Here is a 20,197-nt window from a genome sequence, read left to right on the forward strand (position 1 = left end):
ATGACTGGCTGGTAGAGGACGCGGGGATTTTTCGCGCAATGCACCCGCTGGGAGAGGGGCAATGGTGAGGATCGCGGGGCGTAAGAAGATGTAACTAACTCCCCACCCTAACAGCGTTTTTGCTTGTCGTCAGGGTTAATTTGTAATGTAGGATTTATCTTTGCAAAGGGGTTGAAATGTTTCTCTGGCTGCTCAATTGTGTAATCAAGAGGTCATGGTTTCACCACCCCGGTGTTGCAGTTTGTGACCTCCCGCGAGCTAGCTGAAATAAGGGAAGAACTATGCAAATCCAAGTCAATAGCGATAACCATATTGAAAGCAGCATCCGACTGGAGGAGTGGGTACGTACTACCATTGAGAGCACGCTCGAACGTTATGAAGAAGACCTGACCCGAGTGGAGGTCTACCTGCGGGATGAGAACGGCGACAAGCCCGGTCCCCACGATTTAAGTTGCCGCCTGGAAGCGCGACCAAAAGGCCATCAACCGCTGTCGGTATCGGCCAAGGGCGATACCCTGGAACAGGCGATTGACAGTGCGGCCACCAAGCTGGATCACGCGTTGGAACATCTGTTCGGCCGACTGCAAGGCAAGCCCCGCGCTGCCGCGAAAAACCAGCCAATCAACAAAGTGAATGAAGACGCGCTGGAACAGGAATTCCTGGAAAACGAAAACGCTGTCATCAACGGCTGACCGTTTTTTCACCCTCCTACAAACGGGCCTGCATCTGCAGGCCCGTTTTCGTTTAGCGGCCGCGTCGGAAAAAATACCGGCTCAGCATCGCCAACCCACCAGCACCCAACCCGGCAAACAGCATCGCCCATCCGGCGCCATGGCGCAGGGCTGCCTGGGCATCGTTGAAGGCCAGCCCCATCGATTCCAACTTTCCTGCGGCAATGTTTTGGCTGATAGCCGGCCAATCGATTGCCGTGGTTGCGGGCAGTACTTGGGCCAGGTGATGGCTGATCCCCAGCAACAGCACCAGCCCCATCAGCGCAATGTTGAGCGCCAGGGTGATCAGCCGCGCACTGAGGTCGATGCCTGACGCCATGCCCGCGTGGTCGGCCGACACCGAGCCAGTGGTGGTGTTGGTAGTGGGCGAGTTGGTCAGCGCCAGGCCCACGCCGGCGATCACGCAACTGAGCAGTACCAGCCCGATACGCGGGTGCCCGGCCCCGTTGACGGCAGCCATGGCCAGAAAGCCCGCGCCCATCAGGCCCAGGCCTAGGGGGATGATGCGTTCGGCGCCATAGCGCAGGGCCAGGCGCTCGGCCAGCGGTGGTACCAGCAAGGTCGGCAGGGTGTAGGCGAGCAGCGCGGCGCCGGTGGTCAAGGTGTCGTAACCCAGGCCCGCCTGGAAGTACAACGGCAGGTAGATCATGAACGGCCAGAAGCTGAAGTTCATGCCGATCGAGCCCATCAACGCGCCGTTGAAACGCTGGATGCGGAACACCGAGAAGTCGAACATCGGGTGCGCACTGCGCAGCTCGACCGTGATGAACAGCAGCAAACCGAGCCCCGACAAGGCCGCCCAACCGAGCATGGCCGGTGTGCCGAAGCCGCGCTCGCTGCCTTGGGTGATGAAGTACACCAGGGCAAACACCGCCAGGGTCAAGGTGAGCATGCCGGCGATGTCCAGGCGATGGGCGGCCGGGTCGCGGGACTCCTGCACGCTGATGCGCAGCAGCACCAGGGTGAACAGGGTGAGCGGCACGTGCACGAGGAACACCCAACGCCAGTCCGCGACCGCCAGGATCAATGCGCCGATCATCGGTCCGAAGCCGAGGCCCACGCCGGCAATCACGCCCCATATCGCAAACGCCCGTGCCCGTGCTGCCGGTTCGCGGAACAGGTGCGAGAGGATGGCGAACTGGCAAATCATCATTGCCCCGGCGCCGATGCCCTGGACAAACCGCGCCGTGATCAGCAGCGAGGCATCCTCAGCCAACCCGCAGGCCAGCGAGGCCAGGCCAAACACCCACAGGCACAACACCAGCATGCGGCGACGGCCAAAGCGATCCGCCAATGTGCCCGCCGCCATCAGCACGCTGGTGCAGGCCAGGGTGTAGGCGTTCATGATCCATTGGGCGTCTTGAAAGCCCGTGCCCAATTCTCGCTCGAGCGTCGGCAGGATCACCGGGACGCTGGAAATCTCCAGGCCGAACATCAGGGCGACGAGGCACACGGCAGTGAGGGCCAGCCCATTCCTGGCGGTATGTGGGCGGCTGGCGGCGGTTAACGTGGCGGCGGGTGGCATGGGGTTCTCCTGAAGATGACGTGTCGCGTTATTTTCAGGGGAATCTGTTTCTTTATTCGTGATAAGTTTTCTTCTAATAAGGGACTCAAAGGCGACAATTACCGCATGGCCACTCCACGTTTTGATGGTGTTGAGCTGTTTCTGCAAATCGTCGAAAGCGGCAACCTGACCGAGGCTGCCGAACGGCTCAATCTCACGCGCTCAGCGGTGGGCAAGGGCCTGGCGCGACTGGAGGCGCGGCTTGGCACTTGTCTGTTGCAGCGCTCCACCCGCCGGCAGCGCTTGACCGAAGACGGGCAGGCGTATTACGAGCATTGCCTGCGTGCGTTGGCGGAGCTGGAGGCGGCCGAGTCCGTACTTGAGAGCGGCCGCCAGCAGCCACGCGGCCGCTTGCGGGCCAGCTTGCCCCTGGCCTTCGGGCACCACTACGCGGCTCCGGCATTGTGGGGATTGATGGCGCGTTATCCGGAACTGGAGATCGAGATCAGCTTCGCCGATCGGCTGGTGGACCTGGCACAGGAAGGCTTCGACGTCGCCGTGCGGATCGGCCCGCTGCCCGACACCGACCGCCTCAGTGCTCGTCGTCTGGGCGAGCAGGCCGTGGGACTGGCGGCGTCACCGGCGTACTTGCAGCGCGTCGGGCCGATTGAATGCATCGAAGACCTTGCTGATCATCGCGGCATCGCCTATCGCAGCAGCACCCCACACCGCAATCGCGTGGCCTCGCCGTTAATGATGGACGACCTCCAGGCCGTGGCCGATGCCGCCATCGCGGGCGTCGGCCTGGCCTGGTTACCGAGTTGGTTGATTGCGCACTATGTGCTGCGTGGGCAGTTGGTCGCAGTGTTGCCCGGCTATCGCGAGCAACCTGCGCCCATTCATGTGATCTGGCCCACGGCCGTCCATATGCCGGCCAAGACGCGCTGTGCAATCGATGCGTTGGTCGCGGCCACCCCCAGTTGCCTGGCGGGCAGTTAGAACCGGCAGGTCAGGGCGAGCAAAACGGGTTTGTTGTGGCGAGCGGGCTTGCCCCGCGTTGGGTTGCGAAGCGACCCCAGCTCTTCGTTTGAAAAGGCCGGGCCTGCTACGCAGTCCAACGCGGGGCAAGCCCGCTCGCCACAGGTGGTGTGTTGCTTGGACAGTTAGAACGCGATAGACGTCTGCACATACACCGTGCGTGGTTCACCGACGTATTTGCCCTTGTTGTTATCGTCGAACGAGCGCGTGAAGTACTGCTTGTTGAAGATGTTCTTCACGCCGACCGCCACGTTCAAATCCGACAGTTGCGGGCCGAAATCATAGGCCGCGCGGCTGCTGAACAGCATGTAGCCGGGGATGCGTCCGTTGGCGCCGTCAGCACTTTCCGTCTGAGTGTTGGCGTTATCGGCGAACTGGCTGCTCTGGTAGCTGCTGTCCACATTGAGTTTCCAGCGCCCTTCGGTGTAACCCACGCCGAGGGTGCCTTTGTGCTTGGACGAGAAGGGCACGCGGTTGCCTTTGTTCGGACCGTCTTCGCGGATGGTGGCGTCGACGTAGGCGTAGGTGGCGTACACATCGAAACCGGCCAGCGCCGGGCTCAAGCCGTCGAGGGCGTAGTTGACGCTGGTTTCGATACCCTGGTGGCGCGTTTCACCGCGGGCGATGACCGAGTCGTTGGTCTGGTTGCTTTCATACTGGTTATCGAAGTTGATCAGGAACGCGCCGATTTCCGCGCGCAAGGTGCCGTCATCGTAACGGGTACCCAGTTCCCAGGTGCGGGCTTTTTCCGGTTTGACTTCACCGCTGGTGACGCGGTTGGGCATCTGGCTGTACTGCACGCTGCCGAATGAACCTTCGGTGTTGGCGTACAGGTTCCAGTCGTCGGTCACGTGATAGAGCACGTTCAACGCCGGCAGTGCGGTGTTGTAGTCGCCTTTGTATTTGACGTTGGTCAGGTTGTTGCTTTGCTGGGACTCGATCATCTCGTAGCGAATGCCTGGGGTGATCGTCCACTTGCCGATATCAATCCGGTCATCGACGAAGAAGGCATTGGCTTCGGTGCCGCCGCGCGTGTCGCGGTCGTTGCGGCTGTCAGTCGTGGGGATTTGTTGGTTGTTGGCTGAAATCGGCGTGCGATAGCGCAACTCGTGGCCGGCTTCGTTGATGTAGCGGTAGCCGACGCCCACTTCATGGCTGGTCGGGCCGAGGTCAAAGCCTTGGGCGAAACGGGTTTCCACGCCGCGCACCCAGTACTCACGAGGTGACAGCGACAGGAACGTGCCTTGGTCCAGGTAGCCGCTGCGCAGGGTCTTGGTGAAGAAACTGTTGACGGTGAATTCGCGGCGGTCCTGCTCGTAGCGATAGCCGACGTTGAACATCGTACGACGGCCCCAGAATTTGTCGTAGGGGCGGGTGGACTGATACGGATCGGCCTTGTAGTCCGCGACGTTCAAGCCCCCAGGCATATCGGCCTGGCCTTCGTAGTACTGCGCCATGGCGTTGAAGCTGTTGGCGTCGTCGAGCTGGTATTTGCCTTTCAGGATCAGGTCGTCGATGCGCGTGTTGCTGTTTTCGCGCCAGTCTCCGCCACGGGTGCCGGAATACAAAATCGCGCCGCCCAGGCCATTCTCGGCAGTGCCGCCGGCCAGCAGGTTGCCGGTGGTCTTGAAGCCGTCATGGCTGGAAGACGGGCTGGTTTCGGTCTGCAAGCCACCTTTGACGGTGGGTGCATCCGGGATCGCACGGGTCACGAAGTTGACCACGCCGCCGACGTTCTGCGGGCCGTAGCGCACCGCGCCGCCGCCACGTACCACGTCCACGGCGTCCATGTTGCCCATGCTGATCGGCGCGAAGGACAGCTGCGGCTGGCCGTACGGCGCGAAGGGTACGGGGATGCCGTCCATCAACACCGTGGAGCGTGATGCCAGGCGCGGGTTGAGACCGCGAATGCCGAAGTTCAGCGCCATGTCGTGACTGCCGGTGCCGTTGTTGTCCGGGGCGTTGACGCCGGGGATGCGGTTGAGCACGTCCTTGGCCTGGGTGGCGCCCTGGCGTTCGAATGCTTCGCGGCGGATCACATCACGGGCGCCGGGGTGTTCGAATACATTGGTTTGCGCCGCATCGCCGAGCCAGTCGCCGACCACGCTGGAGGTCGCCAACTCGACAGCCGCCGGCGCTGTTGCCGGTTGCAGGCTGTAGGCATTGTCGCCTTCGGCGCGGGCTTGCAGGCCGGTGCCTTCCAGCAACTTCTGCAGGCCCTCGGCAGCGCTGTAGTTGCCGGATAGCCCACGACTCTGCATACCGGCCGTGACTTCGGAGCCGAAGGAAATCAACACGCCGGCCTCACGGCCAAACTGGTTCAGGGCTGCTTCCAGCGAGCTGGGCGCGATGTGATACGGCTTGGCATCGGCCGCCATCACGCAAGGCAGTACGGTGAAACTGAGGCTGGCGCCCAGTAGCAGATGACGCAAGGTGCGGGCGAGAAGGGTGGGTTGCTGGGGCATGAAGGGCGGTCCTGAGAAGGAAGGATCAAGGTGGCTTTCCTTCTCTGTCACGCGAGGTGCGGAAAACGGCTCACGGTGGCTGAAAATAATTTACGCCCGTGCCTGGACGTTCACCCAATAGCGGGTAAAACGCCGCACCTTGACCGGCAGACTGACTTCCAGCAGGTCGAGAATGCGTTCGCTGTCGTCCAGCGGGTAGCTGCCGGACAGCAGCAGGTCGGCGACTTGCGGATCGCAATTGAGCTGGCCACGGCGATAGCGGCCCAGTTCGGCGAGGAAGTCCTCGAGGCGCATATGCGCGGCCACCAGCATGCCGTCGGCCCAGGCGCCGCTATTGGCGTCGGCAGGGCGCGGGGTGTCCCAGCCTTTGCGGGTGAAATTGACCTGGCGCGCCGCTTCGACCGTCAAGGGCAGGCCGCTGTAGCGGTTGGGCATTACGTCGACGTGGCCGTCGAAGACCGCCAGTTGGGTGTGGTCGTTGAATTGGCGCACATTCAGGCGCGCCGCCTGGCTGCTGAGCAGGCCCTGGCCGGTCAGCACCTGCAAGGGCGTGCCGCCGGCAATGCCGGTGAGCAGGATCTCGCCTTCGAGCAGGCGGATCAGCCGTTGCCGGCCGTCGAAATGCACATCCACGGCGCTGCCGGTATTGAGCTGCAACTGGCTGCCGTCGGCCAGTTGCACCTTGCGCCGTTGGCCCACGGGGCTGCGATAGTCGGCGGTCAGCGGCGGCAAGATATGTTGCTGGCGCAGGCTCCAGGCGGCGGCCGAACCGGCGCCGAGGATCAGCAACAACTTCAGCGCCTGGCGCCGACTGCTGGACTTCGGCGCGTTCAACGCCGCATGGGCCAGGGGCGAGGGCATGCCGCGCAGGCGTTGGTTGACGCGCTGGATATGGTCCCAGGCGCGCTGGTGTTCGCTGTGGGCATTCAGCCATTGCTGCCAGGCCGCTTGCTGGCGCGGGTTGAGCGCGCCTTGCTGCATTTCCATCAGCCAGTGCACGGCCTGTTCGGCAACCTGGGTCGAGACATTCATAGGGCGAAGTAGCAGCGCAGGGCGGCTTTATTCAGGTGGCGTTTGACGGTGGCGATGGAGATGCCCAGTTCGGCGCCGATCTGCGCATACGTCAGGCCGTCGAGTTGGGCCAGCAGGAACGCGCGTTTCACCAGCGTGGGCAAGCCGTCGAGCAACTGGTCCAGCTCGACCAGGGTTTGCAGGATGATCGCGCGCTCTTCTTCGGATGGCGCTACCTGTTCAGGCATCTGCGCCAATGCGTCGAGGTAGGCGCGTTCCAGGTCCTGGCGGCGGTAGAAGTTGAACAACACGCGCTTGGCCACCGTGGTGAGGAAGGCGCGGGGCTCGATCAGCGTCGGCGCTTCCCGTGCGGTCAGGACCCGGATGAAGGTGTCCTGTGCCAGGTCCGCAGCGCTTTGCGGGCAGCCGAGCTTGCGTCGCAACCAGCCGGTGAGCCAGTGGTGATGGTCGTTGTACAAAACTTCGACGGTGTTGGACGGGCTCAACGCGAACACTCCACAAGCTTCGGCATGCCTTAGAGAACAAGAATTGTTCGCATTGTAGGGTGCGAGACACGCTTCGGCAATCCGGCAGGGCAGGTGATTCATCCGTTCTGTTTTGCTTATGAGAATATTTATCATTAATATTGCGCACTGATGAACCTGGCGCCTCCCGCATGAAAAGCAAAACCTCACTGCCCGCCTCCTATCGTCTCGCTGTCACATCGCGGGTGCTCGCCGCTGTGGTCGGCGGTTACTTGATCGCGTCCCTGGCCAGCATCTGCCTGGCGCTGTGGATGCCGACCTCCCGCGCCGATGCGGTGATCACCGGGATGATGAGTTCGTTTGTGTTCTATCTATTGGCGGTGCTGTGGTGCTTTGCCTGTCGTACGGCATGGCGTGCCTGGTGTGGCGTGATGCTGCCGAGTGCGGCGTTTGCCACCCTGGCGGGCGTGGGCTTGTGGTTGGCACGCCCATGAAAGAGGGCTTTCGCCAGGCCATGGCCTGGTTGCACACCTGGGCCGGGCTGATTTTTGGCTGGCTGCTTTTTGCGATTTTCCTGACGGGTACCCTGGCCTATTTCAAGGATGAAATCAGCCACTGGATGCAGCCCGAGGTGCTGGCCCATCCCCTGGATGATGCGCGCAGTCTTAGCGTCGCCCAGGACTACCTGCAGAAGGTCGCGCCCACGGCCGCACGCTGGTTCATCACCTTGCCGGACAGTCGCGACCCTGGCCTGTCAGTGATGTGGCAAGACAAAGTCGACCCCGGCAAACGCGGCAATTTCATTCAGAAAACCCTCGACCCCGTCAGTGGGCAGGCCGTAGAGGCCCGTGAAAGCATGGGCGGAGATTTCTTCTATCGCTTCCACTTCCAGCTGCAAATGCCGTACCCGTGGGGCCGCTGGCTGTCGACCATCGCAGCGATGGTGATGTTCGTGGCGCTGATCACGGGCATCATCACCCACAAGAAAATCTTCAAGGACTTCTTCACCTTCCGCCCCCGCAAAGGCCAGCGCTCCTGGCTCGACGGGCATAACGCGGTGGGGGTGCTGGTGCTGCCGTTTCACCTGATGATCACCTACAGCAGCCTGGTGATTTTCATGAGCATGGTGATGCCTGCGCCGATCCTGGCCTCTTACGGCAACGACAGCCGCGCCTTCTTCAGCGAGGTATTCCCGGCGACCAACAATGCGCCGGCGCTGGGGCAGCCGGGCAAACTGTTGCCACTGCTGCCGATGTACGAGCAAGCGCGGGCACAGTGGGCCGGCGGACATGTCGGACGGCTGGCGGTGAATAACCCGAGCGATGTGAATGCATCGGTGAATGTGTTCCGCGCCGGTTCCGACAGCGTGGTGCATGATTTCGGCAGCACCGTGGCGTTCAACGGCACCACCGGCGAGCTGCTGCGGGTCAGCGGCGAGCAGTCGTTGCCGGCGGTCATCGGTGGCAGTTTCTACGGCCTGCACATGGGCCATTTCGCCGGCCCGGTGTTGCGCTGGTTGTACTTTATCTGCGGCTTGGCGGGCACGGCCATGATCGGTACGGGGCTGGTGATCTGGCTCGGCAAGCGTCAACTCAAACATGCAAAAACCGCTGTGATGCCATTTGAACTACGGCTGGTGGACGTGCTGAACATCGCCAGCATGTCCGGGCTGTTGATCGCCATCGCGGGGTTCTTTTGGGCCAACCGTTTATTGCCGGTGAGCTTCGCCGAGCGCTCCGATTGGGAAGTGCAGGCCTTCTTTATCGCATGGGGCCTGAGCCTGTTGCACGCGATCCTGCGTCGAGGCCGCCAGGGCTGGGTTGAGCAATTGAGCTTCGCAGCACTGCTGTTTGCCGCAATCCCATTGCTTAATGCCCTGACCACGTCGCAGCACTTGGGCGCTTCACTGGCAGCGGGCGACTGGGCCATGGCCGGCTTCGACCTGACCTGCCTGGCCAGCGGCGTGTTCCTCGCCTGGGCGGCCTGGAAGATGCAACACCGCAAGGCGCCGCAGCCCAAGACCGAGCGGGCAAGGCCGCTCCACCTCAAGCAGGAGGCGAACTGAATGCTCCTCGCGCTGCTGATGTGTTACGCCGGGTTCACTGCCTTATGCCTGTCCACCGACCGCCACCACGGCGAACTGCTGCACAGCAAGCCATCGCCTCGGCGGCGGCTTGCTTTGCGCGTCATCGGTTGGCTGCTGCTGACCGTCTCGATCTGGCCCGCAGTGGCTATCGCCGGTTGGGGCCAGGGCCTGGTGGAGTGGTGCGCGGTGTTGATGCTCAGCGCCCTGTTGCTGGTGCTGTTGTTGCCGTATCGGCCAAGGCTGGCCTTGATCCTGGCGGGCGTCGGCCTGCTGGCCAGCCCTGTTGCGGCCTTCGCCACCCTCTGAGCCCCTGCCATGATGATCAGCACCCCACCCGATTCCCAGGACAGCCCGCCGGCTGACGCGGCGGGTGGGCGTGCGCATTTCCTGCAAGTGTTCTTGTCCCAGCGCTCGCAGATGGAAGCGTTGGTGAGCCGACGCGTAGGTTGTCGCGCCACGGCGGCCGACCTGGTGCAGGACCTGTTCCTGCGTTTTTGGCGTCGGCCATTGGTGCAGGTCGAAGAACTCAGCACCTACCTGTTGCGTTGCGCCGGCAATATCGCCATCGACCACCTGCGTAGCGAAGGCGCACGGGTGCGCAGCAATGAAGGCTGGCTGCCGGAACAGCAGGATAACCAGGGCTCCGAACCCCAGGCGGCGCTCGAGGCGGGCAACGACCTGCGCCATGTCGAAGCCGCCCTGCGCAGCTTGCCGGAGCGCACCCGGCAGATCTTCCTGCTCAACCGCATTCATGGGCGCAAGTACGCGCAAATCGCCAAGGCCATGGGCCTGTCCCAAAGTGCCGTGGAAAAACATATGATGCGTGCCCTCGAAGCCTGCAAAGCCAGCCTTCGCGAACCATCGCCACCGCGCACGCCAAGGAAAGCACCGTGAACGTCACCCCCACGCCCGACCAGGAACAAGCCGCACTGGCCTGGCTGAGCCTGTTGCACGACCAGCCCACCAGTGGCGACCAGGCCACCTTCAGCCGCTGGCTTAGGGCTGATCCTGCGCACGTCGAAGCGTACGCCCAGGCCCAGGTGCTCTGGGAGTTGAGCGAAGTACCGGCGCGCCAGTTGGCGGATGAAGACGCGCTGGCATTGCAGGGTTACCTCAAGGCGATGAACACCCCGACGCGCTCGCGGGTAGTGCGCTGGTCCGGCGCCTTGGCCATGGCGGCGTGCCTGGTGTTGATGGTGTGCGTGGGCGCCGGTTGGCAGCCTTCGCGTTGGATCGATGACATCGGCGCCGATTACGTGAGCGCACCGGGAGAGGTGAAGACCGTCACTCTGGCCGACCAGTCCCAGGTCACCCTGGATGCGGACAGCGCAATTGCCGTGGACTTCAGTCACGGTGAGCGGCATATCCAATTGCGTCGCGGTGCGGGTTTTTTCAGCGTCACCCACACCGGCCAGTCCTTTGTGGTCGAGGCGGGCAGCGGCGAAGCGCGGGTGCTGGGTACGCAGTTCGAAGTGCGCCTGCAACCGGCAGGGGCCGAGGTGACGGTGTTGTCGGGGCGGGTGGGTGTGACCGCGTCGAAACAGGGCCAGCAGCAAATTCTCACGGCAGGCCAGCAAGTGGCCTACGCCGATGGCATCGCCGATCCCCTGCACGCGGTCGACAGCGAATCCCGCCTGGCCTGGCGTGATGGCTGGCTCAACTACTACAAGGCGCCGCTGGCGCAGGTGGTCAACGACTTGGGGCGTTACTACCCTGGTCGCATCCTGCTGCTCAACGAAGAGATGGGCGCCAGGCGCGTCAGCGGCAGTTTCCCGAGCAAGGACCCGCAGGCGGTACTCAACGCCTTGCAAGCGGTGTTGGGGTTTGAGCAGCACAGCCTGTTAGGACGGGTGATCGTGGTGCGCTGATTACTTCAGCGCTGCCATGATCGCGTCAGGGTTGTAGTCGCGAATCAGCGTCCCATTGACGTCCACAAACGGAATCCCACCACCGCCCAGCGCCTCATACGCCTTGCGCGCCTGGGCGTCCTTCTCGATGTCGAAGGCTTGGTAGGGAATACCCTTCTGGTCCAGGAAGCGGCGGATCTGCTTGCAGTAGCCACACCATTCGGTGGCATACAGCGCCACTCGCGCCGATGCTCGCGTCTGCTCCGAGACTACCTGGGAAGGGTTGAACAGCCGCTCGATCTTGCCCCAGTTCTGGATAACCACCACCACCAGCAACACCAGCAGGACTTTCTTGAGTACCCCGCCGAGCATCAGTTACGGCGCTTGAGCTGGTCGGTCAGTTGGGTTGGCAGGCCCTTGATGATCAGGGTACCGGCGGCTTCGTCGTACTCGATCTTGTCGCCCAGCAGGTGTGCTTCAAAGCTGATGGACAAGCCCTCGGCGCGGCCGGTGAAGCGGCGGAACTGGTTGAGGGTGCGTTTATCGGCCGGGATTTCCGGCGACAGGCCGTAGTCCTTGTTGCGGATATGGTCGTAGAACGCCTTAGGCCGATCTTCATCGATCAACCCCGACAATTCTTCAAGGCCCATGGGTTCGCCGAGCTTGGCCTGGCTGCTGGCGTAATCGACCAGGGTCTTGGTTTTTTCGCGGGCGGATTCGTCCGGCAGGTCTTCGCTTTCGACGAAGTCGCTGAAGGCCTTGAGCAGGGTGCGCGTCTCGCCTGGGCCGTCGACGCCTTCCTGGCAGCCGATAAAGTCGCGGAAGTACTCCGAGACCTTCTTGCCGTTCTTGCCTTTGATAAAGGAGATGTATTGCTTGGACTGCTTGTTGTTCTGCCACTCGGACACGTTGATGCGCGCTGCCAGGTGCAACTGGCCCAGGTCCAGGTGGCGCGACGGGGTCACGTCCAGCTCGTCGGTCACCGCCACGCCTTCACTGTGGTGCAGCAGGGCGATGGCCAGGTAGTCGGTCATGCCTTGCTGGTAGTGGGCAAACAGCACGTGCCCGCCGGTGGAGAGGTTGGACTCTTCCATCAGTTTTTGCAGGTGTTCGACGGCGGTGCGGCTGAACGTGGTGAAATCCTGGCCACCCTCGAAATATTCCTTCAACCAGCCGCTGAACGGGTGCGCGCCGGACTCGGCATGGAAGAAACCCCAGGCCTTGCCTTGTTTGGCGTTGTAGCTCTCGTTGAGGTCGGCAAGCATGTTCTCGATGGCGGCCGACTCGGCAAGCTCGGAGTCGCGGGCGTGGAGAACTGCGGGTGTGCCGTCGGGTTTCTTGTCGATCAGGTGGACGATGCAATGACGGATCGGCATGGGCTTCTCGGCTGGTTGAAGGGGAGCGGTTGGCCTCCCCGAAAAGTTGCCCAGTGTACCGCACCCATTGGTCAAGACACGCGTTGAAGGCCATTTTGGATGCTCTCCTACGGGCCATATGCTTTTTTTTCACTGTTTAGAGCGATAAAGCTGACCAAATGGGTATGTTGAGGCGGATATTTCCCCGTCTCTGTGCTAGTTTTGCCCCGTCTTGCGCCATGTCTCGGCGTTAAGCGTGCATTCAGCATCTGTCAGGTCGAACCAATCCCCGTTTCAAGCATCTATAACCCCGATCTCCGTGGTTATAGCCGGGGGTGCCAGGCCATGACGGTCGGGCTCGACGGCTGACACTGCACTCTGCAATCCATATGAATTTGATAGGGAAGGAACACCACAATGGCTATTACTAAAGACCAACTGATCGCTGACCTGGCTGAAGCAGTAGACGCACCGAAAACCACCGTGCGCGCTCTGCTGGACCAACTGAGCCAAGTTGTTGCTGACCAGCTGGAAAACGGCGGCGAAATCACTCTGCCAGGCGTTGGCAAACTGAAAGTGACCGAGCGTCCTGCCCGTACTGGCCGTAACCCTTCGAATGGCGCTGCCATCGAAATCGCTGCCAAGAAAGTTATCAAGCTGGTTGTGGCCAAAGGCCTGAGCGACTCTGTTAACAAGTAAGACGCAGCAAAAAAAACCGTGCTCCGGAGTGATCCGGGCACGGTTTTTTGTTGCCTGCGATTTGTCTCTATCGCACCCAGCGCTGGCGCCAGATCTGCTGTTCGTTCTTGGTCTGGAAGGTCCAGGCCACGAAACGGCTCTGCTTCTGGCCCTGGGACATTTCCACCACCTGGCTTTCCAGCACGCCGGCTTTTTTCAGGGCGGTCTCGATCGCGGGCAAGTTTGACGCTTTTGACACCAGGGTGCTGAACCACAACACCTTGTGGGCAAAGTGCGCGCTCTCGGCGATCAACTGTGTCACGAAGCGCGCTTCACCGCCTTCACACCACAACTCGGCTGATTGGCCGCCGAAGTTCAGCACCGGCAATTTGCGCTTGGGATCGGCCCTGCCCAGGGCGCGCCACTTGCGCTCGCTGCCCTTGGTGGCTTCGTCCATGGACGCGTGGAACGGCGGGTTGCACATGGTCAGGTCAAAACGTTCGCCCGGCTCCAGCAGGCCCAGCAGGATGTGCTTGGGATTGGTTTGCTGGCGCAGCTGGATGACCTTGCTCAGGTCGTTGGACTGCACGATGGCCTTGGCGGCGGCTACGGCGGTAGGGTCGACCTCCGAGCCGAGGAAATTCCAGCGGTACTCCATATAGCCAATCAGCGGGTAGACGCAGTTGGCGCCCATGCCGATATCCAGCACCTTGACGATTGAGCCCCGGGGAATCTTGCCGTCGTTGGTACTGGCCAGCAGGTCGGCGAGGAAGTGCACATAGTCGGCACGCCCTGGCACCGGCGGGCACAGGTAATCCGCCGGAATGTCCCAATGCTGGATGCCATAGAAGGCCTTGAGCAACGCCCGGTTGAACACTCGCACTGCGTCCGGGCTGGCGAAGTCGATGCTTTCCTTGCCGTAGGGGTTGATGATCACGAATTGCGCCAGTTCCGGCGTGGTCTTGATCAGCGCCGGGAAGTCGTAACGGCCCTGGTGGCGGTTGCGCGGGTGCAGGGTGGCCTCTTTGCGCGGCGCGACGGGTTTGGCCGTGGCTGCGGTTTTAGGCTTCTTGCGTGGAGGTTTGGGCGTAGTGGGGGCGGTCATGATGATTCTGGTGTTGGCTCAAAGTGGTGGGCATTGTCACACATTCCCGAGGATAACTCGGTCAAATGTGGGAGGGGGCTTGCTCCCGATAGGGGTGAATCAGTCAATACTAGCCTGGCTGACAGATCGCCATCGGGGGCAAGCCCCCTCCCACATTGACTGTATTGCCAGCAAGGGATTGGGAAACGCCAGGCAAAAAAAGAGACCCGAAGGTCTCTTTCTCCACGCGAATCAAGCCTTACAGGCTGGAAATCCGCGCATGTTGCTCCGCCAGCTTGCCCAGGGCCTGTTCGGCCTCGGCCAGCTTGGCGCGTTCTTTGTCGATCACCTCAGCCGGTGCCTTGTCGACGAATGCCGCGTTGGACAGCTTGCCGCCCACCCGCTGCACTTCGCCTTGCAGGCGCAGGATTTCCTTGTCGAGACGGGCCAGTTCCGCGCCCTTGTCGATCAGGCCGGCCATCGGCACCAGCACTTCCATGTCGCCGACCAGTGCGGTCGCCGACAGTGGTGCTTCGGCGCCATCGGCCAATACAGTGATCGATTCCAGCTTCGCCAGCTTCTTGAGCAGCGCATCGTTCTCGGTGAGACGACGCTGGTCTTCGGCGCTGGCGTTCTTCACGAATACCGCCAGTGGCTTGCCCGGGCCGATGTTCATTTCGGCGCGGATGTTGCGCGTGCCGAGCATCAGGGTCTTGAGCCATTCGATGTCGCTTTCGGCCGCCTCATCGATGCGTGCTTCGTTGGCCACCGGCCAAGGTTGCAGCATGATGGTCTTGCCTTCGATACCGGCCAGCGGCGCCAGGCGCTGCCAGATTTCTTCGGTGATGAATGGCATGAACGGATGCGCCAGGCGCAGCGCCACTTCCAGCACGCGCACCAGGGTGCGACGGGTGCCGCGCTGGCGTTCGATCGGCGCGTTTTCGTCCCACAGCACGGGCTTGGACAGTTCCAGGTACCAGTCGCAATACTGGTTCCAGATGAACTCGTACAAGGCTTGTGCGGCCAGGTCGAAACGGAACTGGTCGAGTTGGCGGGTCACTTCGGCTTCGGTGCGTTGCAGCTGCGAGATGATCCAGCGATCGGCCAGGCTCAGTTCGACCGCTTCGCCGTTCTGGCCGCAGTCTTCGCCTTTGTCCAGCACGTAACGCGCGGCGTTCCAGATCTTGTTGCAGAAGTTGCGATAGCCTTCGACGCGGCCCATGTCGAACTTGATGTCGCGACCGGTGGATGCCAGCGAGCAGAACGTAAAGCGCAGGGCGTCGGTGCCGTAGCTGGCAATGCCGTCGGCGAACTCGTCGCGGGTCTGCTTCTCGATCTTCTTCGCCAGTTTCGGCTGCATCAGGCCCGAGGTGCGTTTCTGCACCAGGGTTTCCAGGTCGATGCCGTCGATGATGTCCAACGGGTCCAGGACGTTGCCCTTGGACTTGGACATCTTCTGGCCTTGGCCATCACGCACCAGGCCGTGCACGTACACGGTCTTGAACGGTACCTGCGGCGTGCCATCCTCGTTCTTCACCAAATGCATGGTGAGCATGATCATCCGGGCAACCCAGAAGAAAATGATGTCGAAGCCGGTCACCAGCACGTCGGTGGAGTGGAATTTCTTCAGGAATTCGGTCTGCTGCGGCCAGCCCAGGGTGGAGAACGTCCACAGGCCCGAGCTGAACCAGGTGTCGAGTACGTCGTTGTCCTGTTGCAGCGCGACGTCCGGACCCAGATTGTTCTTGGCGCGTACTTCGGCTTCGTCGCGGCCGACATAGACCTTGCCCGACTCGTCGTACCAGGCCGGAATGCGGTGGCCCCACCACAGCTGACGGCTGATGCACCAATCCTGGATGTCGCGCATCCACGAGAAGTACATGTTTTCGTACTGCTTGGGTACGAACTGGATGCGGCCGTCTTCCACGGCAGCAATCGCAGGCTCGGCCAGGGGTTTGGTCGACACGTACCATTGGTCGGTCAGCCACGGTTCGATGATGGTGCCGGAACGGTCGCCCTTCGGTACTTTCAGGCCGTGGTCGTCAACGCTGACCAGCAGGCCGGCGGCGTCGAAGGCAGCAACGATCTGCTTGCGTGCTTCGAAACGGTCGAGGCCGGCGTATTCGGCCGGGATCTTGCCGTCGATGCTGTCGTTCAGTGTGCCGTCGAGGTTGAACACCTGGCAGGCCGGCAATACGGCGGCGTTCTTGTCGAAGATGTTCAGCAGCGGCAGGTTGTGGCGCTTGCCGACTTCGTAGTCGTTGAAATCGTGGGCCGGGGTGATTTTCACGCAGCCGGTGCCGAATTCAGGGTCGCAGTAGTCGTCCGCGATGATGGGGATGCGGCGGCCAACCAGTGGCAGCTCGACGAACTTGCCGATCAGTGCCTGGTAGCGCTCGTCATTCGGGTTAACCGCGACGGCGGCGTCGCCAAGCATGGTTTCCGGACGGGTAGTAGCGACGATCAGGTAGTCGTTGCCTTCAGCGGTCTTGGCGCCGTCGGCCAGCGGGTACTTGAGGTTCCACAGGAAACCTTTCTCGTCGTGGTTTTCCACTTCAAGGTCGGAAATCGCCGTGTGCAACTTGGTGTCCCAGTTGACCAGGCGCTTGCCGCGGTAGATCAGGCCGTCTTCATGCAGGCGCACGAAGGCTTCTTTCACCGATTCCGACAGGCCGTCGTCCATGGTGAAGCGCTCGCGGCTCCAATCGACGGACGAACCGAGGCGACGGATCTGACGGCTGATGTTGCCGCCGGACTGGTCTTTCCATTCCCAGACTTTTTCCAGGAATTTCTCGCGACCCAGGTCGTGACGGTTCTGGCCGGTGGCTTCGAGTTGGCGCTCCACCAGCATCTGGGTGGCGATACCGGCGTGGTCGGTACCCGGTTGCCACAGGGTGTTGCGGCCCTGCATGCGGCGGAAGCGAATCAGCGCATCCATGATCGCATTGTTGAAGCCATGGCCCATGTGCAGGCTGCCAGTGACGTTCGGTGGCGGAATCATGATGGTGTAGGACTCGCCCGCGCCTTGCGGAGCGAAATAGTTCTCGGACTCCCAGGTGTTGTACCAGGAAGTTTCAATAGCGTGCGGCTGGTAGGTCTTATCCATGCGCGGCGGGACCCTAGTTGGCATTTATTCAGGAAAGCCGGCAAGTATAACGGGGGATAGGGCGCAGGGCGAGGCGAAGACGGGCTTAAGGTGCAGGCAATCAAATGTGGGAGGGGCTTGCCCCCGATGGCAATGTGTTAGCTATATATGGGCTGACTGATACACCGCCATCGGGGGCAAGTCCCCTTCCACAGGGGATCTAATTAGGATTCAGGACTGGTACTGGCTGAGCAACCGCTCCATCCGCGCATCCATCCGGCGCTTGATTTCGGTTTCGATATGCGGGGCAAAGTCGTCGATCACGTCTTGCATGATCAATTGCGCGGCGGCACGCAGTTCGTTGTCCAGGTGCAGCAGCAGGGCGTCGGGCCCCTTTTCGGCGGGCGCAGGCGCAGCGTCCACGGCAACGGGGGCTTCGACGACTGGCTCCGATGCAGCCTGCTTGCTGCCGACCATGTCGAACAACAGCGGAATCTGTACCTCGCCATCGGCCTGTTCGGTCAGCAGCGGCGGTTGCAAGCCATCATCACCCAGCAACTGACGGATCGACTCGAGGTCGTCCAGCAGGTGGTCATCTTTTTTTGTAGAGTTGGGAGTGTCCATCATGTACTCAAAGTCGTTGTAGCCGGTGATCTTGCAAAGGATAGCCCTGTTCGCGGTAGAAACGGAAACTCTCCCGCGCGGCCTGACGAATAGCCGGATCTTCCACCACCACTTCCGCCACGCGGGCGAAGGCCTTGGCAAAAGGCGGTACTTTCAGGTCGAGGTTGACCAGCAGGTCATGGTGATTGCCGCAACTGTCGCCCAAGCCCAGGACAACCTGGCCTTCGGGTTCGGATTCCGCGGGGCCGTGGGGCACGAAGCTTTCGCCCTTGAAGCGCCACAGGCGGGCGTCGAGCTCGTCGCGTTGGGTGGCATCGCTGCAATGCAGGTAGATGCGGTGGCCCATGCGCCAGGCTTTTTCGGTGAGTTTGCAGGCAAAGTCCAGGCGCGCGAGGGGATCGGCGCTGGGCACTATATAGAAGTCGACTTGGGTCATTGGTTATTCACCACAGTAAAAATCCCGTAGCAGCTGCCGAGCGCAAGCGAGGCTGCGTTGCGGTGTGTCAAGAACTCCGCCAACGCAGCCTCGCTTGCGCTCGGCAGCTGCTACGACCGGGGTGATCAGTACCACCCAGGCGTTTTCAGTTTCAGGCTTTGGCGCGGTCCAGCAGGTATTGGGTCAGCAGTGGCACCGGACGGCCAGTGGCGCCCTTGTCCTTGCCGCCGCTGGTCCAGGCAGTGCCGGCGATGTCCAGGTGCGCCCAGTTGAAGTTCTTGGCAAAGCGCGACAGGAAGCAGGCAGCTGTGATGGTGCCGGCCTTCGGGCCACCGATGTTGGCGATGTCGGCGAACGGGCTGTCCAGCTGTTCCTGGTACTCATCGAACAGCGGCAGTTGCCAGGCGCGGTCATCGGCGGCCTTGCCTGCGCTGAGCAGTTGCTCGATCAGTTCGTCGTTGTTGCCCAGCAGGCCCGAGGTGTGGGAGCCCAGGGCAACGATGCAGGCGCCGGTCAGGGTGGCGATGTCGATTACGGCTTGCGGCTTGAAGCGCTCGGCGTAGGTCAGGGCATCGCACAGCACCAGGCGGCCTTCGGCGTCGGTGTTGAGGATTTCCACGGTCTGGCCGCTGAGGGTGGTGACGATGTCGCCCGGACGGGCTGCGCCGCCGCTCGGCATGTTCTCGGCGCAGGCCAGGATGCACACCAGGTTGATCGGCAGCTTCAGCTCCAGCACGGCACGCAGGGTACCGAACACGCTGGCGGCGCCGCCCATGTCGTACTTCATCTCGTCCATGCCCAGGCCGGGCTTGAGGCTGATGCCGCCGGTGTCGAAGGTGATGCCTTTACCGACGAGGGCGTAGGGCTTCTCGGACTTCTTGCCGCCGTTGTATTGCATCACGATCAGGCGTGGCGGCTGGTCGCTGCCCTGGCCCACGGCATAGAACGAGCCCATGCCCAGTTCCTTGATCTTCTTCTCATCCAGCACTTCGACTTTCAGGCCCTTGAACTCTTTGCCCAGCGCCTTGGCTTGCTCGCCCAGGTAGGTTGGGTGGCAGATGTTCGGCGGCAGGTTGCCCAAGTCGCGGGTGAACGACATGCCATTGGCGATGGCCTGGGCGTGGGTCACGGCGCGCTCGACTTCAGCCTGGGCGGCCTTGATGGTCAGCAGGGTGATTTTCTTCAGGGCGCGGGGTTCGGCTTTCTGGCTCTTGAACTGGTCGAAGAGGTAGCCGCCGTCCACCAGGGTTTCGGCCAGCAGGCGGGACTTGCCGTAGCTGTCACGGCCTTTGACCACGATTTCATCGAGTGCCAGTGCTGCATCGCTGCCGCCCAGGCCCTTGAGGGTGTTGAGGATGGCGCTGATGATCTTGCGGAACGGGCGGTCGCCCAGTTCAGCGTCCTTGCCCACGCCCACCAGCAATACGCGGTCGGCCTTGAGGTTGGGCAGGTTTTGCAGCAGCAGGCTCTGGCCCACTTTGCCGGCCAGGTCGCCGCGCTTGAGGACCGCACTGATTGCGCCGCCGCTGAGTTCGTCGAGTTGCTTGGCGGCAACGCCGAGCTTGCGGCCTTCGCCGATGGCGACCACGAGGGTGGCGGTTTTCAACGTTTCGGGGCTAACGCTTTTTACAACCAATTCCATTTTCGGGTCCCTTATAAAGGTCTGAGAGCCTGCGTTTGTACGCAGGCTTTAAAGCTTGGCAGCTGTGTAAACCGCCAGCGACAAAGGCCGCAGTTTGAACCTCGCCGACGGAGCCTGACAACCCTT

General features: G+C 61.9%; 19 protein-coding genes. 8 read left to right on the forward strand and 11 right to left on the reverse strand.

All coding sequences use genetic code 11. From position 1 onward, the window contains the following. Window positions 1-281 precede the first annotated feature (281 nt). Complete coding sequence (locus FIV39_RS02005; RefSeq protein ID WP_027604683.1) at window positions 282-692, forward strand: HPF/RaiA family ribosome-associated protein; 411 nt, start codon at window positions 282-284, stop codon at window positions 690-692. A 52-nt stretch (window positions 693-744) separates the two neighbouring features. On the opposite strand, the gene FIV39_RS02010 is transcribed toward FIV39_RS02005, so the two are convergent. Beyond that, window positions 745-2,256 carry an MFS transporter gene (locus FIV39_RS02010; RefSeq protein WP_090409074.1) on the reverse strand — a complete coding sequence of 504 codons (1,512 nt, stop codon included), beginning with the start codon at window positions 2,254-2,256 and terminating at the stop codon, window positions 745-747. Between the two features lie 105 nt (window positions 2,257-2,361). Here FIV39_RS02010 and FIV39_RS02015 point away from each other — a divergent pair, with 105 nt between their 5' ends. Then, the gene (locus FIV39_RS02015) at window positions 2,362-3,234 is read left to right on the forward strand and encodes a LysR family transcriptional regulator (protein WP_090409071.1); all 873 of its coding nucleotides are present in this window, start codon (window positions 2,362-2,364) and stop codon (window positions 3,232-3,234) included. A gap of 164 nt (window positions 3,235-3,398) precedes the next feature. Here FIV39_RS02015 and fecA read toward each other — a convergent pair whose 3' ends face one another. The 3 genes from fecA to FIV39_RS02030 all read right to left on the reverse strand — a co-directional run bounded on the left by fecA (window position 3,399) and on the right by FIV39_RS02030 (window position 7,255). Continuing rightward, window positions 3,399-5,738, reverse strand: a complete 2,340-nt coding sequence (fecA, locus tag FIV39_RS02020; protein ID WP_090409068.1) for a TonB-dependent Fe(3+) dicitrate receptor FecA — start codon at window positions 5,736-5,738, stop codon at window positions 3,399-3,401. Between the two features lie 90 nt (window positions 5,739-5,828). After that, the gene (locus FIV39_RS02025; RefSeq protein WP_090409065.1) at window positions 5,829-6,770 is read right to left on the reverse strand and encodes a FecR domain-containing protein; all 942 of its coding nucleotides are present in this window, start codon (window positions 6,768-6,770) and stop codon (window positions 5,829-5,831) included. Then, window positions 6,767-7,255 carry a sigma-70 family RNA polymerase sigma factor gene (locus FIV39_RS02030; RefSeq protein ID WP_090409062.1) on the reverse strand — a complete coding sequence of 163 codons (489 nt, stop codon included), beginning with the start codon at window positions 7,253-7,255 and terminating at the stop codon, window positions 6,767-6,769. Before FIV39_RS02030 ends, FIV39_RS02025 begins: the two co-directional genes overlap by 4 nt. A gap of 170 nt (window positions 7,256-7,425) precedes the next feature. On the opposite strand from FIV39_RS02030, the gene FIV39_RS02035 reads away from it, so the two are divergent. The 5 genes from FIV39_RS02035 to FIV39_RS02055 are packed head-to-tail and all read left to right on the forward strand — an operon-like array spanning window position 7,426 to window position 11,188. After that, entirely contained in the window at window positions 7,426-7,728 is a 303-nt protein-coding gene (locus tag FIV39_RS02035; RefSeq protein ID WP_090409059.1) for a DUF3649 domain-containing protein, read from the forward strand. Further along, on the forward strand, window positions 7,725-9,299 hold the full coding sequence (locus FIV39_RS02040) for a PepSY-associated TM helix domain-containing protein (RefSeq protein ID WP_090409056.1): 1,575 nt from the start codon (window positions 7,725-7,727) through the stop codon (window positions 9,297-9,299). Before FIV39_RS02035 ends, FIV39_RS02040 begins: the two co-directional genes overlap by 4 nt. Then, complete coding sequence (locus FIV39_RS02045; protein WP_090409053.1) at window positions 9,300-9,626, forward strand: DUF3325 domain-containing protein; 327 nt, start codon at window positions 9,300-9,302, stop codon at window positions 9,624-9,626. A 9-nt stretch (window positions 9,627-9,635) separates the two neighbouring features. Further along, window positions 9,636-10,214 carry an RNA polymerase sigma factor gene (locus FIV39_RS02050; RefSeq protein ID WP_090409049.1) on the forward strand — a complete coding sequence of 193 codons (579 nt, stop codon included), beginning with the start codon at window positions 9,636-9,638 and terminating at the stop codon, window positions 10,212-10,214. Beyond that, window positions 10,211-11,188 (forward strand): FecR family protein, encoded by a 978-nt coding sequence (locus tag FIV39_RS02055; RefSeq protein WP_090409046.1) that lies wholly within the window; start codon window positions 10,211-10,213, stop codon window positions 11,186-11,188. Before FIV39_RS02050 ends, FIV39_RS02055 begins: the two co-directional genes overlap by 4 nt. Here the strand turns inward: FIV39_RS02055 and FIV39_RS02060 are convergent, their stop codons facing one another. Together FIV39_RS02060 and yejK are read right to left on the reverse strand one after the other, a co-directional pair. Next, complete coding sequence (locus FIV39_RS02060) at window positions 11,189-11,539, reverse strand: glutaredoxin family protein (RefSeq protein WP_090409043.1); 351 nt, start codon at window positions 11,537-11,539, stop codon at window positions 11,189-11,191. It lies immediately after the preceding gene. Continuing rightward, complete coding sequence (yejK, locus tag FIV39_RS02065; protein ID WP_012722392.1) at window positions 11,539-12,543, reverse strand: nucleoid-associated protein YejK; 1,005 nt, start codon at window positions 12,541-12,543, stop codon at window positions 11,539-11,541. The genes FIV39_RS02060 and yejK overlap by 1 nt, the downstream gene beginning before the upstream one ends. A 396-nt stretch (window positions 12,544-12,939) precedes the next feature. On the opposite strand from yejK, the gene FIV39_RS02070 reads away from it, so the two are divergent. After that, window positions 12,940-13,221 (forward strand): HU family DNA-binding protein, encoded by a 282-nt coding sequence (locus FIV39_RS02070; protein ID WP_090409040.1) that lies wholly within the window; start codon window positions 12,940-12,942, stop codon window positions 13,219-13,221. Between the two features lie 67 nt (window positions 13,222-13,288). On the opposite strand, the gene rlmF is transcribed toward FIV39_RS02070, so the two are convergent. The 5 genes from rlmF to FIV39_RS02095 form a co-directional block, all read right to left on the reverse strand. After that, window positions 13,289-14,305 carry a 23S rRNA (adenine(1618)-N(6))-methyltransferase RlmF gene (rlmF, locus tag FIV39_RS02075; protein WP_090409037.1) on the reverse strand — a complete coding sequence of 339 codons (1,017 nt, stop codon included), beginning with the start codon at window positions 14,303-14,305 and terminating at the stop codon, window positions 13,289-13,291. Between the two features lie 238 nt (window positions 14,306-14,543). Continuing rightward, the gene (locus FIV39_RS02080) at window positions 14,544-17,390 is read right to left on the reverse strand and encodes a valine--tRNA ligase (RefSeq protein WP_090409034.1); all 2,847 of its coding nucleotides are present in this window, start codon (window positions 17,388-17,390) and stop codon (window positions 14,544-14,546) included. A 210-nt stretch (window positions 17,391-17,600) separates the two neighbouring features. After that, window positions 17,601-17,996 (reverse strand): DNA polymerase III subunit chi, encoded by a 396-nt coding sequence (locus FIV39_RS02085; RefSeq protein WP_090409031.1) that lies wholly within the window; start codon window positions 17,994-17,996, stop codon window positions 17,601-17,603. A gap of 4 nt (window positions 17,997-18,000) precedes the next feature. Then, complete coding sequence (locus FIV39_RS02090) at window positions 18,001-18,429, reverse strand: DNA polymerase III subunit chi (RefSeq protein WP_090409028.1); 429 nt, start codon at window positions 18,427-18,429, stop codon at window positions 18,001-18,003. 151 nt (window positions 18,430-18,580) lie between these two features. After that, window positions 18,581-20,071, reverse strand: coding sequence for a leucyl aminopeptidase (locus tag FIV39_RS02095; protein WP_090409025.1), 1,491 nt, complete (start codon window positions 20,069-20,071; stop codon window positions 18,581-18,583). Window positions 20,072-20,197 lie beyond the last annotated feature (126 nt).

The organism is Pseudomonas grimontii (assembly GCF_007858185.1).
Classification (GTDB): Bacteria; Pseudomonadota; Gammaproteobacteria; order Pseudomonadales; family Pseudomonadaceae; genus Aquipseudomonas; species Aquipseudomonas grimontii.